The organism is Citrobacter sp. LST-B2, assembly GCF_057983045.1.
This window is the reverse complement of record NZ_CP192598.1, coordinates 607866-623098: the sequence shown is the minus strand read 5'-3', so window position 1 is coordinate 623098 and position 15233 is coordinate 607866. Positions and strand designations below refer to the sequence as shown.

The following is a 15233-nucleotide window of genomic DNA, read 5'->3' as shown; positions in this document are numbered from 1 at the left end:
AAAGCCTGTTTTTCTTTCGTTTTATCTAAACCGAAAATGAAAAATGCGAAACATCGAAAAGCGTGCAGGACAGGTGAGCGGGAGAAGGAGACGAAAAATCAGTGAAAAAACGAAAGCGGGTTCGGCAAAAACCCGCTGACATTTTTCTTTTTGCTTAATTGAAGGACATCACATTTTTGTGATTTTCACGACGCCGCCTGGACGATAATGACCTCAACGCCACTGCGATGAAACTCCTTCAGGCTCTCTTCCGGGATGCCTTCATCGACGATGATGGTGTGAATACGTTGGGTATCAATAATTTTATGCAGGCTCGAGCGGTTAAATTTACTGGAGTCGGTGACCACGATAATCCGTTCCGCCACTTCACACATCCGGCGATTTAGCCGGGCTTCGTCTTCGTTATGAGTACTGACGCCTCGCTCTAAATCAATGGCGTCGACGCCCAGAAACAGCATATCGAAGTGATAATTCTGCAACGACTGCTCGGCCTGGTCGCCATAAAACGACTGCGACTGACGGCGCAGATGACCACCGGTCATCAACAATTCCACGCCGTCTGCTTCCAGTAAGGCATTGGCGACGTTCATCCCGTTGGTCATTGCAATCACGTCGCTATGCTGACGCATCAGGCGCGCAATCTCATAGGTCGTGGTACCGGAGTCCAGGATCACGCGGTGACCCGGTTTGATCAACTCCACAGCCGCTTTGGCGATACTGCGTTTCACCGCCGTGTTCAGTGAGCTTTTATCTTCGACGGAAGGCTCCGCACCTGGCGTATTACTGTCGCAAATCAATGCGCCGCCATAGGCGCGAACGGCGATCCCCTGCTTTTCCAGGAACGCCAGATCGTTGCGGATCGTCACCGTGGAAACGCCAAACAATCCCGAAAGATCGTTCACCTGTACGCTTCCTTGCTGCCGCAACCGCTGGATAATTTGCTCACGCCTTTCGCTGGTGCCTGACACCCGCTTGTCTCCAGAAGCATCGGTATTGCTCATAAGAAATCCTTTGGCTAATTCTTTCGTTTCATTTCGTTTCGCCTATTAACGCCTTTCTTTTATCGGAATGCAAGCCGAAAAAAGTCGACCTGAAGGGCAAAAAACCCCGCTGAATGCTTTCATTATGTTTCTTTTGTGAAACAGATCGGAAAACTATTATCTTTCGTTTTATTTTTATAAGACCATGATGCAGTATCAAGTGAAACAAAACGAAAGATTGTATGTCGCAGTTATCTGACCTGGAGAGGAAAGTGAAACATCTGACTGATATGGTGGAACAGCATAAACGAGGTAAGACAAACGGAATTTACGCCGTTTGTTCCGCGCATCCGTTGGTGCTGGAATCCGCAATACGTTACGCACAGGCAAATCACTCGCCGCTGCTGATTGAAGCAACCTCAAATCAGGTTGACCAGTTTGGCGGTTACACGGGCATGACCCCAGCCGATTTTCGCCATTTTGTCTGCCAATTGGCCGACTCACTTAATTTCCCTCAGGAGCAACTGATTCTGGGGGGCGACCACCTCGGCCCTAATCGTTGGCAAAACCTGGCCGCAGAACCGGCAATGACCAATGCCGACGAACTGATCAGAAGCTATGTCGCCGCCGGATTCAAAAAAATCCACCTTGATTGCAGCATGTCCTGCCAGGGCGATCCCGTGCCATTGACCGATGCCATCGTCGCGGAACGTGCCGCGCGCCTGGCGAAGATTGCCGAAGAGACCTGCATTGCTCATTTTGGCGAGTCTGATCTGGTTTATGTGATTGGCACTGAAGTGCCGGTACCGGGCGGAGCCCATGAGACGCTCACCGAACTGGCTGTCACCACGCCTGAGGCCGCACGAGCGACACTGGAAGCCCATCGTCACGCCTTTGAAAAGCAGGGACTCAATGCCATCTGGCCCCGTATCATCGCGCTGGTGGTACAACCCGGCGTTGAGTTCGACCATACCCACATCATTGATTATCAGCCACAAAAAGCCGTCGCGTTAAGCAAGATGGTGGAAGCGTATGACACGCTGGTTTTTGAGGCGCACTCCACGGACTACCAGACGCCGCAGTCGCTGCGCCAGTTAGTGAAAGATCACTTTGCCATCCTGAAAGTCGGCCCGGCTCTGACCTTCGCCCTGCGCGAAGCGCTGTTCTCGCTGGCCGCCATTGAAGAAGAGTTACTCCCGGCAAAAGCCTGTTCCGACCTGCGTCATGTCCTTGAGAGCGTCATGCTCGATCGTCCGGAATACTGGCAGAGCCACTACCACGGCGATGGCAATACCCGCCGTCTGGCGCGGGGCTACAGCTATTCCGATCGTGTTCGTTACTACTGGCCAGACAGCCAGATTGATGAGGCGTTTGAACGACTGGTGCGCAATCTGGCGGATGAGCCGATTCCCCTGCCGCTCATTAGCCAGTATTTACCTTTGCAGTACGTGAAAGTGCGCGAGGGAGATCTCAATGCCACACCGCGAGAACTCATCATCAACCATATTCAGGACATACTGCAGCAGTACCATGCCGCCTGCCAGGGCGTAACGTCCCAAAACGGATAACAAAAAAGAGGAACACGCTATGCCAAATATTGTACTCAGCCGTATCGACGAAAGACTCATTCATGGTCAGGTCGGGGTGCAGTGGGTCGGATTTGCGGGGGCAAATCTGGTCCTGGTCGCCAACGATGAGGTGGCAGAAGACACTGTGCAACAGAACCTGATGGAGATGGTGCTGGCAGAAGGGATCGCCGTGCGCTTCTGGTCGCTGCAAAAAGTGATCGACAACATTCACCGCGCCGCCGACCGGCAGAAGATTTTGCTGGTCTGTAAATCCCCCACCGATTTCCTCAAACTGGTCGAAGGTGGGGTGCCTGTTACACGCATCAACGTCGGCAATATGCACTACGCCAATGGCAAACAACAGATTGCCAAAACGGTCTCTGTCGACTCGACCGATATTGCGGCGTTTAACGGCCTGAAAGCCGCCGGGGTGGAATGCTTTGTTCAGGGCGTTCCGACAGAACCTGCGCAGGATCTCTTTAAACTCATCTGAGGCCTTCACCATGGAAATTAGTCTGTTACAGGCTTTTGCATTAGGTATCCTCGCCTTTATTGCCGGCCTGGATATGTTCAACGGATTAACACACATGCACCGCCCGGTGGTGCTTGGGCCGCTGGTCGGCCTGATTCTGGGCGATCTGCATACCGGTATTTTAACCGGCGGTACGCTGGAACTGGTGTGGATGGGACTCGCACCACTGGCAGGCGCGCAACCGCCAAACGTCATTATCGGCACTATCGTGGGTACGACGTTCGCCATTACAACTGGGGTGAAACCGGATGTCGCCGTGGGCGTCGCCGTGCCGTTTGCCGTGGCGGTGCAGATGGGGATTACGTTCCTGTTCTCCGTGATGTCCGGGGTGATGTCCCGCTGCGATCGCATGGCGGCGAATGCCGACACCGCCGGTATTGAACGGGTCAACTATCTGGCGTTACTGGCACTGGGGATTTTCTATTTTCTGTGTGCGTTTCTGCCGATTTACTTCGGTGCAGAGCACGCGAAAACGGCCATTGATGTTCTGCCGGAACGGCTGATTGACGGTCTCGGCGTCGCAGGCGGCATCATGCCAGCCATCGGCTTTGCCGTACTGCTGAAAATCATGATGAAAAACGTCTATATCCCTTACTTTATCATCGGCTTCGTGGGAGCCGCCTGGCTCAAACTGCCGGTACTGGCGATCGCCGCTGCGGCACTGGCCATGGCGCTGATCGACCTGCTGCGTAAATCTCCAGAACCGACGCAATCTGCGGCCCAGAAAGAGGAATTCGAAGATGGCATCTAATCAACAAACGCTTCCGACTGTTTCCGACAGCGACGAAACGCTACTTTCCGGCGTAAACGAAAACATCTATGAAGATCAGAGTATTGGCGCAGAGCTGACCAAAAAAGATATCAACCGGGTGGCCTGGCGTTCCATGCTGTTGCAGGCGTCGTTTAACTACGAACGTATGCAGGCTTCCGGGTGGCTGTACGGGCTGCTGCCTGCGCTTAAAAAGATCCACACCAATAAACGCGATCTGGCGCGCGCCATGAAAGGCCACATGGGTTTCTTCAATACCCACCCCTTCCTGGTGACGTTTGTCATTGGCATCATTCTGGCGATGGAGCGCTCAAAACAGGACGTTAACAGCATTCAGAGCACCAAAATTGCCGTTGGCGCGCCGCTTGGCGGGATTGGCGATGCGATGTTCTGGCTGACGCTGTTGCCTATTTGCGGCGGCATTGGGGCCAGTCTGGCCTTGCAGGGTTCCATCCTCGGCGCAGTGGTCTTTATTGTGTTATTTAACGTGGTGCATCTGGGTCTGCGTTTTGGCCTGGCGCACTATGCTTATCGTATGGGGGTCGCCGCCATTCCGCTCATCAAGGCCAATACGAAGAAAGTGGGCCACGCGGCGTCTATCGTCGGGATGACGGTCATTGGCGCACTCGTGGCGACCTATGTGCGTCTGAATACCACGCTCGAAATCAAGGCGGGTGATGCGGTCGTTAAGCTCCAGGCAGACGTGATCGACAAACTGATGCCCGCTTTTTTACCGCTGGTCTATACCCTGACGATGTTCTGGTTAGTCCGTCGTGGCTGGAGTCCGCTGCGCCTCATCGGTATCACCGTGATACTGGGCGTCGTCGGCAAGTTCTGTCACTTCCTGTAAAGCAAAGAGGTCTTCGATGTTAGGTATTATTTTGACGGGGCACGGTGGGTTTGCCAGCGGTATGGAAAAAGCGATGAAACAGATCCTCGGCGAGCAGTCGCAGTTTATCGCCATCGACTTTCCGGAAACCTCCACCACTGCGCTGCTCAACTCGCAGCTTGAGCAGGCGATCGAACAACTGGACGGCGAGGAAGATATCGTTTTCCTGACCGACCTGCTTGGCGGCACGCCGTTTCGCGTCGCCTCTACGCTGGCGATGCTGAAACCAGGCCGGGAAGTGATCACTGGCACCAACCTGCAATTGCTGCTGGAGATGGTGCTGGATCGCGAAGGACTCAGCAGCGAAGCATTTCGTGTGCAGGCGCTGGAGTGCGGGCATCGCGGCCTGACCAGCCTGGTCGATGAGCTGGGGCGTTGTCGCGAGGAGCACCCCATCGAGGAAGGAATATGACGCAGGTTTTGCGTGCCAGACGCCTGCTCACCGAGCAGGGCTGGCTGGACGATCATCAGTTGCGCGTTGAAGAAGGCATCATCACGACCATCGAGCCGATTGCTCCGGGCATCACCGTGCGCGACGCCGAGCTACTGTGTCCCGCCTATATCGACACCCACGTCCACGGTGGCGCGGGGGTCGATGTGATGGACGATGAACCGGACGCACTGGACAAGCTGGCGATGCACAAAGCACGTGAAGGGGTTGCCAGTTGGCTCCCCACCACCGTCACCGCGCCGCTGAAGACGATTCACCGTGCGCTGGAGCGCATCGCTCAACGCTGTTATTCCGGCGGGCCTGGCGCCCAGGTGCTCGGAAGTTATCTGGAAGGGCCCTACTTCACGCCGCAGAATAAAGGTGCTCATCCCCCGGAGCTGTTTCGCGAGCTGGACCTCACGGAACTTGATGAGCTGGTCGCCATGTCACGACAGACCCTGCGGGTGGTGGCGCTGGCACCGGAAAAACCGGGCGCCTTGCAGGCGATTCACCATCTCAGGCAACAGGGTATACGGGTGATGCTGGGGCATAGCGCGGCAAGTTGGGCGCAAACCCAGGCCGCCTTTGACGCAGGCGCGAGCGGACTTGTGCACTGCTACAACGGTATGACCGGACTCCATCACCGTGAACCAGGAATGGTTGGCGCAGGACTCACCGATCCACGCGCGTGGCTGGAGCTCATCGCCGACGGGCACCACGTCCATCCGGCCGCCATGAAGCTCTGTTGCTGCTGTGCCAAAGAGAGGCTGGTGCTGATCACCGATGCGATGCAGGCCGCCGGTATGCCCGACGGAAACTACACGCTGTGCGGTGAAAAGGTCGACATGCATGGCGGAATCGTGCGAACCGCATCGGGTAGCCTGGCAGGCAGTACGTTGTCGGTAGATGCGGCAGTGCGCAATATGGTTGAACTGACAGGAATCGCCCCTGAGGAGGCGATCCATATGGCCTCGCTCCATCCAGCGCAACTGCTGGGGATCGACAGCCACTTAGGATCGTTAGCCGTGGGCAAACGTGCCAACATGTTCGCTCTCAATGGCGGACTGCATTTACAACAGATCTGGATTCAGGGTCAGCGCCTCCCCCTTTGACCCTTTTTTTCTCCAGGGCCTTCGATCATGAATCGTAAGGCCTTTCTTTTCCTTTCGCTTAAGAAAACCCTCACCTCAGAACTTTCAGAGAGAATTATTACAGATCAATAAGATAAAAACGCTCTCCGTACAATCGATCACACTTTTCGTTTTATTTCATTTCGCATCATTGAACTTTCGATTTCTTTCCTATAGATTTTAATCAATCGATCATGTGAACAAGTGAAACGAAACGAAAGATAGCGACATTTTGCCAGCGTCTGATGTGGAATTCACAAGACTAAGGACTTACGATATGCCAGAAACCTATACCCCTGCAGCGGCAACCACCGGAACCTGGACTGAAGAAGAGATCCGCCAGCAGCCTGCCAGTTGGATCCGATCGCTGACGAACATTGACGCGATACGTACCACGATCGACAACTTTCTTGCGCCACTACTGCGTAAAGACGATCTGCGGATCGTGCTGACCGGGGCAGGTACCTCGGCATTCATTGGCGAGATCATCTCTCCCTGGCTTGCCAGCCACACGGGGCAAAACATCAGCGCCGTTCCGACCACCGATCTGGTCACCAATCCTATGGATTATCTGAATCCGGCGCATCCGCTGCTGCTGGTCTCGTTTGCCCGTTCCGGCAATAGCCCGGAAAGCGTCGCCGCAGTGGAACTGGCAAACCAGTTCGTCCCTGAGTGCTATCACCTTTCGATCACCTGCAATGAAGCGGGCAGCCTGTACCAGAACGCGGTGGCAAGCGATAACGCTTTTGCTCTGCTGATGCCGGCAGAAACACACGATCGCGGTTTTGCGATGACCAGCAGTATTACCACCATGATGGCCAGTTGCCTGGCGGTGTTCGCACCGAAACTCATCAACAGCCAGACCTTCTGCGACGTCGCGGATCGCTGCCAGACGATCCTGTCCTCACTAGGTGATTTCAGCCACGGCGTGTTTGGCAATGAAAACTGGAAACGGATCGTCTACCTCGGCAGCGGCGGATTGCAGGGTGCCGCGCGTGAATCGGCCCTGAAAGTCCTGGAACTGACCGCCGGTAAGCTGGCGGCATTTTACGATTCTCCAACCGGCTTCCGTCATGGACCGAAATCACTGGTGGATAACGAAACGCTAATAGTGGTGTATGTCTCCAGCCATCCTTATACCCGGCAGTACGATCTCGATCTGCTGGCCGAGCTGCGTCGCGATGATCAGGCCATGCGCGTTGTTGCCATTGCAGCCGAAAGCGATTCCATTATCGAAGCCGGCCCGCACATTTTGCTGCCGTCTGCGCGTCATTTCATCGATACCGAACTGGCGTTCTGCTACCTGATGTATGCCCAGGTCTTTGCGCTCACCCAGTCCATTGCAGTCGGTAATACGCCGGATACCCCTTCCCGCAGCGGTACGGTCAACCGCGTGGTGCAGGGCGTCGTTATTCACCCGTGGCAGGCTTAAGAGGATCCGATCATGAGTATCATTTCCACGAAGTATCTCTTGCAGGATGCCCAGGCAAAAGGCTACGCCGTTCCGGCCTTCAACATCCATAATGCCGAGACGATCCAGGCGATCCTCGAAGTGTGTAGCGAAATGCAATCACCCGTGATCCTCGCCGGTACGCCAGGCACCTTTAAACATATCGCGCTGGAAGAGCTTTACGCGCTGTGCACCGCCTACTCCACCACCTACGGCATGCCGCTGGCGCTGCATCTCGATCATCATGAATCGCTGGACGACATTCGCCATAAAGTGAACGCAGGAGTGCGCAGCGCCATGATCGACGGTAGCCATTTTCCGTTTGAAGAAAACGTGAAGCTGGTGAAATCGGTGGTGGATTTCTGCCACGCCCGCGATTGCAGCGTCGAAGCGGAGCTGGGGCGACTGGGTGGCGTCGAAGATGACATGAGCGTTGACGCAGAAAGCGCCTTTCTGACCGATCCGCAGGAGGCCAAACGCTTTGTTGAGCTGACCGGCGTCGACAGCCTTGCCGTCGCCATCGGTACCGCGCACGGCCTGTACACCAAAAAGCCGAAAATCGATTTCCAGCGTCTGGCTGAAATTCGTGAAGTGGTGGATATTCCGCTGGTGCTACATGGCGCGAGCGATGTGCCTGACGAGTACGTGCGCCGCACGATAGAACTGGGCGTCTGTAAGGTTAACGTCGCCACTGAACTGAAAATTGCCTTTGCCGATGCCGTGAAAGCGTGGTTTGCCGACAACCCACAGGGCAACGATCCGCGCTACTACATGCGCGTCGGTATGGATGCAATGAAAGAAGTCGTGAGAAGTAAAATCAATGTCTGTGGATCGGCCAATAAACTTTTAGTCGACCACGAGTTATCGTAAGCGAGTCGGCTTTATCATCACTACACAAAAGCGCTATCTGATTAATATCAGGTAGCGCTTTCTGACCAAATAGCGGAGGAGAATAACGAGATTACATCACGCTGAATTAATTAATGAATGCGATACGGTAAGAATAATATATTTCAACAAGTTCAGTCATTCAATTATTTTATGGTGAGGATTTAAGTATGAGCAGTCCAAATATCCTGTTAACGCGTATTGATAACCGACTGGTGCATGGTCAGGTGGGTGTCACCTGGACATCAACGATCGGTGCCAATCTGCTGGTCGTCGTGGATGATGATGTCGCTCAGGATGAGATTCAGCAGAAATTAATGAGCATCACCGCAGAAACCTACGGTTTCGGTATCCGCTTCTTCTCTATAGAAAAAACTATCAATGTCATCGGTAAAGCAGCGCCGCATCAGAAGATCTTCCTGATTTGCCGCACCCCGCAAACAGTCAGAAAGCTGCTCGAAGGCGGTATCACGCTTAACGACGTGAACGTCGGCAATATGCACTTCTCAGAAGGCAAAAAGCAGATCAGCAGTAAAGTTTATGTCAATGAGCAGGACCTTAATGATCTGCAGTTCATTAAGAAACATGGCGTAAACATTTTTATTCAGGATGTCCCTGGCGATCAAAAAGAAGCGATCCCGGAGTAAATAACAAGCCAACGTTTTCATAGTAAAGGGACTTATTTATATGAGGTGTTTACAATGAATGAAATAACGCTTTTACAAGGGATATCCCTCGCGGCACTAGTCTTCTTTCTGGGAATCGATTTTTGGCTGGAAGCCTTGTTTTTATTCAGACCAATTATTGTCTGTACGCTCACTGGCGCCATTCTTGGCGACATTCATATTGGTTTGATCACCGGCGGTCTGACCGAACTGGCTTTTGCTGGTTTGACGCCCGCCGGCGGCGTACAACCGCCAAACCCCATCATGGCAGGATTGATGACAACGGTGATCGCCTGGTCTACCGGCGTGGATGCCAAAACCGCCATCGGCCTTGGCCTGCCGTTCAGTCTGCTGATGCAATATGTGATTCTGTTCTTCTATTCCGCTTTTTCCCTGTTTATGTCCAGAGCCGACAACTGCGCAAAAGAAGCCAACACCCGCGCATTTTCCCGTCTGAACTGGCTAACGACGCTGATTGTCGCCTGCTCTTACGCGATTATCGCGTTTCTGTGTACCTATCTGGCGCAGGGTGCCATGCAGGCGCTGGTGAAAGCCATGCCCGCCTGGCTTACTCATGGTTTTGAAGTCGCGGGCGGTATTCTGCCTGCCGTTGGTTTTGGTCTGCTGCTGCGCGTGATGTTCAAAGCACAGTACATTCCTTATCTGATCGCCGGCTTCCTTTTTGTCTGCTACATCCAGGTCAACAACCTTCTCCCGGTCGCTGTCCTCGGCGCGGGCTTCGCCGTGTACGAGTTTTTCAATGCCAAAGCTAAACAGCAGGCGCAACCCCAGCCTGCCGCCCATAAAAATGATGATGAAGAGGATTACAGCAATGGGATCTGAAATCAGTAAAAAAGACATTACCCGTCTTGGCTTCCGCTCTTCGCTTCTGCAGGCGAGCTTTAACTATGAAAGGATGCAGGCGGGCGGCTTTACCTGGGCGATGCTGCCGATTCTGAAAAAAATCTATAAAGATGATAAGCCGGGCCTGAGTGCGGCCATGAAAGATCATCTGGAATTTATCAATACCCACCCAAACCTCGTCGGTTTTCTGATGGGGCTGCTTATCTCCATGGAAGAGAAAGGAGAAAACCGCGACACCATTAAAGGCCTGAAAGTGGCGCTGTTTGGCCCTATTGCCGGGATTGGTGATGCCATTTTCTGGTTCACTTTGCTGCCGATCATGGCGGGGATCTGCTCCTCTTTCGCCAGCCAGGGCAATTTGCTGGGGCCGATTCTGTTCTTCGCCGTTTATCTGATGATCTTTTTCCTGCGCGTCGGCTGGACTCACGTCGGCTATTCGGTTGGGGTAAAAGCCATTGATAAGGTGAGGGAAAACTCGCAGATGATCGCCCGCTCGGCAACCATCCTCGGGATCACGGTGATTGGCGGTCTGATCGCGTCTTACGTCCATATTAATGTCGTGACCTCTTTTGCCATCGACAGCACGCACAATGTGGCACTACAAAAGGACTTCTTTGATAAGGTCTTCCCGAACATTTTACCCATGGGCTACACGCTGTTGATGTACTACCTGCTGCGGGTGAAAAAAGCACATCCGGTATTGCTAATCGGTGTCACCTTCGTGCTTTCTATCGTCTCTTCCGCACTCGGCATTTTGTAAACTGAACGGGGCGCGACAGTACGTGCGCCCCTCGTCAAAAGGATGACTGACCAATGCAATGCATACAGTACTGCGACCACTACGATGCGCTCAGCGATCGCGCCAGCGAACGATTGATTCAGGTTATACAGGACAAACCTGACGCGACGATTTGCCTGGCGACCGGTGCCACACCTGAACTGACCTATCGTTTCTTTGTCGAGAAAATACAAAAGAATCAAGTTGATATCCGAAACGTGACCTTCGTGAAGCTCGATGAATGGGTGGGGATTCCCTTACACACACCGGGTACCTGTGAATCGTTCCTGCAACAGCACATCGTGCAACCGCTTGGCCTGCGCCCGGAACAGTTGATCGGCTTTCAGTCGGAAAATATCGATGAGAAAGAGTGCGAACGCGTGACGGATTTGATTGCCCATCGGGGTGGCCTTGATTTATGCGTACTGGGTATCGGCAAAAATGGTCATCTGGGGCTGAACGAGCCGGGAACCGCGCTGGAGCCGTGTTGCCATATCAGCAGGCTTGATGACCAAACGCGCCATCATGACATGCTGAAAACGGCCGGTCGTCCGGTGACACACGGTATCACGCTGGGACTGAAGGAGATCCTCAATGCAAAAGAAATTTTGCTGCTGATTGCCGGGGATGGCAAGCAGGCCGCTGTCGAAAAATACCTGACCGCTACCGTGACGACGGCTGTTCCGGCCTCGTTTTTGTGGCTGCATGACAATACGACATGCTTACTGGATGGCTCGCATTATTCTGATCGGTAGCCACTCATCTCAGCAGACACGCTACAACTTTGCAGCGTGTCTGCTGAATTTACTCCCCCTGCTGCTCCAGCGCGTACTTATACAGCGCGTTCTTCTTCACGCCGTGGATTTCTGCCGTCAGCGCTGCCGCTTTTTTTAGTGGCAGCTCGGTCTGTAAGAGTGCGAGAGTGCGCAAAGCATCGGCGGGCAGGTCATCTTCCTGCGCCTTGTGCCCCTCCACAATCAGCACCATCTCGCCTTTGCGCCGGTTCTCATCTTCTTTCACCCACGCCAGCAGTTCACCTACCGGTGCGCCGTGGATCGTCTCCCAGGTTTTGGTCAGCTCGCGCGCCAGCACCACATAACGGGATTCGCCCCACACTGCGACCATATCTTCCAGACTGTCTAACAGGCGATGGGTGGATTCATAGAAAATCAGCGTACGCGGTTCGGTTTCAATAGCTTTCAGCGCGTCACGGCGTCCCTTTGATTTCGCTGGTAAAAAACCTTCATAGCAGAAGCGGTCGGACGGCAACCCCGCCGCGCTTAACGCGGCAATCGCCGCACAGGGACCCGGCAACGGCACCACACGAATGCCTTGCTCACGACAGGTACGCACCAGGTGATAACCCGGATCGTTGATCAGCGGCGTCCCGGCATCAGAAACCAGCGCGATGTTTTGCCCCTCTTTCAATTTCGCTACCAGCGTTTCTGCTTTTTGCTGTTCGTTATGATCGTGCAGGGCGAACAGTCGGGCATTAATCGCAAAATGCTGCAATAATAATCCGGTATGACGAGTATCTTCCGCGGCAATTAAATCAACGGCTTGTAACACTTCGAGCGCACGCTGGGTAATATCAGACAAATTCCCAATTGGAGTAGGTACAATAAAGAGTTGGCCGCGAGAATTCTCCGCCGATTCGTGTTGTGTCATTGTGTCGTCCGTATTGCCGATTTAATATTGAGCATTGCGTATAAAAAATATCACTGGATACAGTATGGTACCCTTAACATTCTCTCGTTTAAAAGCCGCGCGCTGTCTGCCCATCGTTCTGGCAGCCCTGATTTTCGTCGGCTGTGGCACCCAGGCGCCCGATCAGAGCACTGCCCATATGCAGGGCACAGCGCAAGCTGATTCCGGCTTTTATCTGCAACAGATGCAGCAAAGCGCAAATGATAGCAAGACCAACTGGCAATTACTCGCCATTCGTGCACTGCTGAAAGAAGGCAAAAGCCAGCAGGCTATCGAACTGTTTAATCAGTTGCCGCAGGATCTGAATGATTCCCAGCGCCGGGAACAGTCGCTGTTAGCCGTTGAAATCAAACTGGCACAGAAAGATTTTACCGGCGCGCAGTCGCTGCTGGAAAAGCTTACCCCGTCTGATTTTGAGCAAAATCAACAGGCTCGTTACTGGCAGGCGCAGATTGACGCCAGCCAGGGCCGTCCGTCACTCTCACTGCTGCGCGCCCTGATTGCTCAGGAACCGCTGCTTAGCGAGAAGGATAAGCAGAAAAACATCGACGCCACCTGGCAGGCGCTGTCGTCAATGACGCCAGAGCAGGCCCAGGCTCTGGTGATCAATGCCGATGAAAACGTATTGCAGGGCTGGCTGGATCTGCAACGCGTCTGGTTTGATAACCGCAGCGATCCGGACATGATGAAAGCAGGTATTGCCGACTGGCAAAAACGCTATCCGCAGAATCCAGGCGCAAAAATACTGCCAACCCAACTGGTTAACGTACAGAGCTTTAAGCCCGCGTCCACCAGCAAAATCGCCCTGTTGCTGCCGCTAAATGGTCAGGCTGCGGTGTTTGGTCGCACCATTCAACAAGGCTTTGAAGCCGCCAAAAATCTCGGTACGCAACCGGTCGATACGCAGCCCACCGCGCAACCGACTCCGGTTGCGGCCACAACGCCAGCAGACCCGCAGCCGCAGCTGACAGATGGCGTCGCCAGCCCTTCTCAGGCGTCAGTGAGTGATTTGACCGACGAACAGCAGGCCGATCAGCCTGCTCCGGTCAGCGCGCCGCAGGCTACGTCGGCGCAGCCAGCCACCGCAAGCGCGGCGGCAAATCCTTCCGCAGAACTGAAAATTTATGATACCAGCGCCCAACCGCTCGATCAGATCCTGGCGCAGGTTCAGCAGGATGGCGCGAGCATCGTGGTCGGTCCGCTGCTGAAAAACAATGTCGACGAACTGGTCAAAAGCAACACCCCGCTGAACGTACTGGCGCTTAACCAGCCGGAATCGGTACAGAGTCGGGCAAACATCTGTTACTTCGCTCTCTCACCGGAAGATGAAGCGCGTGATGCCGCGCGCCATATTCATGAACAGGGTAAACAGTCACCGCTGCTACTGATCCCGCGTAGCGCGCTTGGCGATCGTGTTGCTAACGCCTTTGCCCAGGAGTGGCAAAAACTGGGAGGCGGTACGGTATTGCAGCAGAAATTTGGCTCAACGGCGGAGCTGCGTATGGGCGTTAACGGCGGTTCCGGCATTGCCTTAACCGGTAGCCCGGTTGCCGCGAGCACGCCGTCTCAACCTGGCGTCACTATTGGCAATTTAACCATCCCGGCCCCACCAACGGATGCGCAAATCAGCGGTAACGGAGGTCGCGTGGACGCCGTCTATATTCTGGCAACCCCGAATGAGATAGCCTTCATCAAGCCGATGATCGCCATGCGCAACGGTAGCCAGAGCGGTGCAACGCTGTACGCCAGCTCACGTAGCGCGCAAGGGAATGCCGGCCCAGACTTCCGTCTGGAAATGGATGGCCTGCAGTACAGCGAGATCCCAATGCTGGCAGGCGCGAACCCGTCGCTGATGCAGCAGGCACTCGGTGCCGTGCATAACGACTATTCGCTGGCGCGCATGTATGCAATGGGCGTCGATGCCTGGTCGCTGGCCAACCATTTCTCCCAGATGCGTCAGGTGCAGGGCTTTGAAATTAACGGGAATACCGGCGCGCTGACCGCCAGTCAGGACTGTGTGATTAACAGGAAGTTATCATGGCTCCAGTACCAGCAAGGGCAGATCGTCCCCGCCAGTTAACGAGCAAGCAGACTGGTGACGCGTGGGAAACCACCGCGCGTCGCTGGCTTGAGCGCAAGGGACTGCATTTCATCGCCGCCAACGTGCGTGAACGCGGCGGCGAAATTGATCTGATTATGCGTGATGGCAAGACAACCGTCTTTATTGAGGTCCGCTACCGACGCTCTGCGGCATTCGGTGGCGCCGCTGCCAGTGTGACGCACAGCAAGCAACGCAAAGTATTACAGGCCGCCCGTTTGTGGCTCGCGCGCCACAATGGGAGTTTTGATACTGTGGATTGCCGGTTCGATGTGTTAGCCTTCACCGGAAATGACGTTGAGTGGTTGAGAAATGCCTTTACCGACTGCTCATAATTGAAGATTCAGAGCAGACCCATTGGGCATATATTGTTGCAGCCAGTCTGGACACGGACAACGCGGAACCACCGGCGCGTACATGTTGTACGTGAGGAGTGGGAGTACCGCCCAGGTCCAAATGGCAAATAAAATAGCCTGATGGATTAG

Annotated in this window: 16 protein-coding genes; 14 read left to right on the top strand and 2 right to left on the bottom strand. The window is 54.2% G+C overall.

Features of this window, described 5'->3' with window-relative positions; translation table 11 throughout:
- Window positions 1–185 precede the first annotated feature (185 nt).
- A complete protein-coding gene (locus tag ACQ0PY_RS03035) occupies window positions 186–1001 on the bottom strand; it encodes a DeoR family transcriptional regulator (protein ID WP_042998254.1) in 816 nt (271 codons plus the stop codon).
- A gap of 269 nt (window positions 1002–1270) precedes the next feature.
- On the opposite strand from ACQ0PY_RS03035, the gene kbaZ reads away from it, so the two are divergent.
- From kbaZ to ACQ0PY_RS02975, 12 genes are all read left to right on the top strand, one after another.
- Window positions 1271–2548: a tagatose-bisphosphate aldolase subunit KbaZ gene (gene kbaZ, locus ACQ0PY_RS03030; RefSeq protein ID WP_043001755.1), complete on the top strand. Its 1278-nt coding sequence runs from the start codon at window positions 1271–1273 to the stop codon at window positions 2546–2548.
- 19 nt (window positions 2549–2567) lie between these two features.
- Complete coding sequence (gene agaV / locus ACQ0PY_RS03025) at window positions 2568–3041, top strand: PTS N-acetylgalactosamine transporter subunit IIB (RefSeq protein WP_042998255.1); 474 nt, start codon at window positions 2568–2570, stop codon at window positions 3039–3041.
- Window positions 3042–3051: 10 nt separating this feature from the next.
- Window positions 3052–3831 carry a PTS N-acetylgalactosamine transporter subunit IIC gene (gene agaW, locus ACQ0PY_RS03020; protein WP_042998256.1) on the top strand — a complete coding sequence of 260 codons (780 nt, stop codon included), beginning with the start codon at window positions 3052–3054 and terminating at the stop codon, window positions 3829–3831.
- A complete protein-coding gene (agaE, locus tag ACQ0PY_RS03015) occupies window positions 3821–4699 on the top strand; it encodes a PTS N-acetylgalactosamine transporter subunit IID (protein WP_042998257.1) in 879 nt (292 codons plus the stop codon). Before agaW ends, agaE begins: the two co-directional genes overlap by 11 nt.
- A gap of 16 nt (window positions 4700–4715) precedes the next feature.
- Window positions 4716–5150: a PTS galactosamine/N-acetylgalactosamine transporter subunit IIA gene (gene agaF, locus ACQ0PY_RS03010; RefSeq protein ID WP_150547130.1), complete on the top strand. Its 435-nt coding sequence runs from the start codon at window positions 4716–4718 to the stop codon at window positions 5148–5150.
- Window positions 5147–6280: an N-acetylglucosamine-6-phosphate deacetylase gene (nagA, locus tag ACQ0PY_RS03005; RefSeq protein ID WP_446894181.1), complete on the top strand. Its 1134-nt coding sequence runs from the start codon at window positions 5147–5149 to the stop codon at window positions 6278–6280. The genes agaF and nagA overlap by 4 nt, the downstream gene beginning before the upstream one ends.
- Window positions 6281–6575: 295 nt before the next feature.
- A complete protein-coding gene (locus tag ACQ0PY_RS03000) occupies window positions 6576–7730 on the top strand; it encodes an AgaS family sugar isomerase (RefSeq protein WP_042998259.1) in 1155 nt (384 codons plus the stop codon).
- Window positions 7731–7742: 12 nt separating this feature from the next.
- Window positions 7743–8618: a tagatose-bisphosphate aldolase subunit KbaY gene (kbaY, locus tag ACQ0PY_RS02995; protein ID WP_044267500.1), complete on the top strand. Its 876-nt coding sequence runs from the start codon at window positions 7743–7745 to the stop codon at window positions 8616–8618.
- A 188-nt stretch (window positions 8619–8806) separates the two neighbouring features.
- Window positions 8807–9283, top strand: a complete 477-nt coding sequence (agaB, locus tag ACQ0PY_RS02990) for a PTS galactosamine transporter subunit IIB (RefSeq protein WP_042998261.1) — start codon at window positions 8807–8809, stop codon at window positions 9281–9283.
- 54 nt (window positions 9284–9337) lie between these two features.
- Entirely contained in the window at window positions 9338–10144 is an 807-nt protein-coding gene (agaC, locus tag ACQ0PY_RS02985) for a PTS galactosamine transporter subunit IIC (protein ID WP_042998262.1), read from the top strand.
- The gene (agaD, locus tag ACQ0PY_RS02980; protein WP_042998263.1) at window positions 10134–10925 is read left to right on the top strand and encodes a PTS galactosamine transporter subunit IID; all 792 of its coding nucleotides are present in this window, start codon (window positions 10134–10136) and stop codon (window positions 10923–10925) included. The genes agaC and agaD overlap by 11 nt, the downstream gene beginning before the upstream one ends.
- A gap of 53 nt (window positions 10926–10978) precedes the next feature.
- The gene (locus tag ACQ0PY_RS02975; protein WP_042998264.1) at window positions 10979–11698 is read left to right on the top strand and encodes a galactosamine-6-phosphate isomerase; all 720 of its coding nucleotides are present in this window, start codon (window positions 10979–10981) and stop codon (window positions 11696–11698) included.
- Window positions 11699–11747: 49 nt separating this feature from the next.
- Here ACQ0PY_RS02975 and rsmI read toward each other — a convergent pair whose 3' ends face one another.
- Window positions 11748–12611: a 16S rRNA (cytidine(1402)-2'-O)-methyltransferase gene (gene rsmI / locus ACQ0PY_RS02970; protein WP_042998265.1), complete on the bottom strand. Its 864-nt coding sequence runs from the start codon at window positions 12609–12611 to the stop codon at window positions 11748–11750.
- Window positions 12612–12675: 64 nt separating this feature from the next.
- Between rsmI and ACQ0PY_RS02965 the strand changes: the two genes are divergently transcribed.
- Both ACQ0PY_RS02965 and ACQ0PY_RS02960 read left to right on the top strand, forming a co-directional pair.
- Window positions 12676–14730, top strand: coding sequence for a penicillin-binding protein activator (locus tag ACQ0PY_RS02965; protein ID WP_099433671.1), 2055 nt, complete (start codon window positions 12676–12678; stop codon window positions 14728–14730).
- The gene (locus tag ACQ0PY_RS02960; RefSeq protein ID WP_044263617.1) at window positions 14688–15083 is read left to right on the top strand and encodes a YraN family protein; all 396 of its coding nucleotides are present in this window, start codon (window positions 14688–14690) and stop codon (window positions 15081–15083) included. Before ACQ0PY_RS02965 ends, ACQ0PY_RS02960 begins: the two co-directional genes overlap by 43 nt.
- Window positions 15084–15233 lie beyond the last annotated feature (150 nt).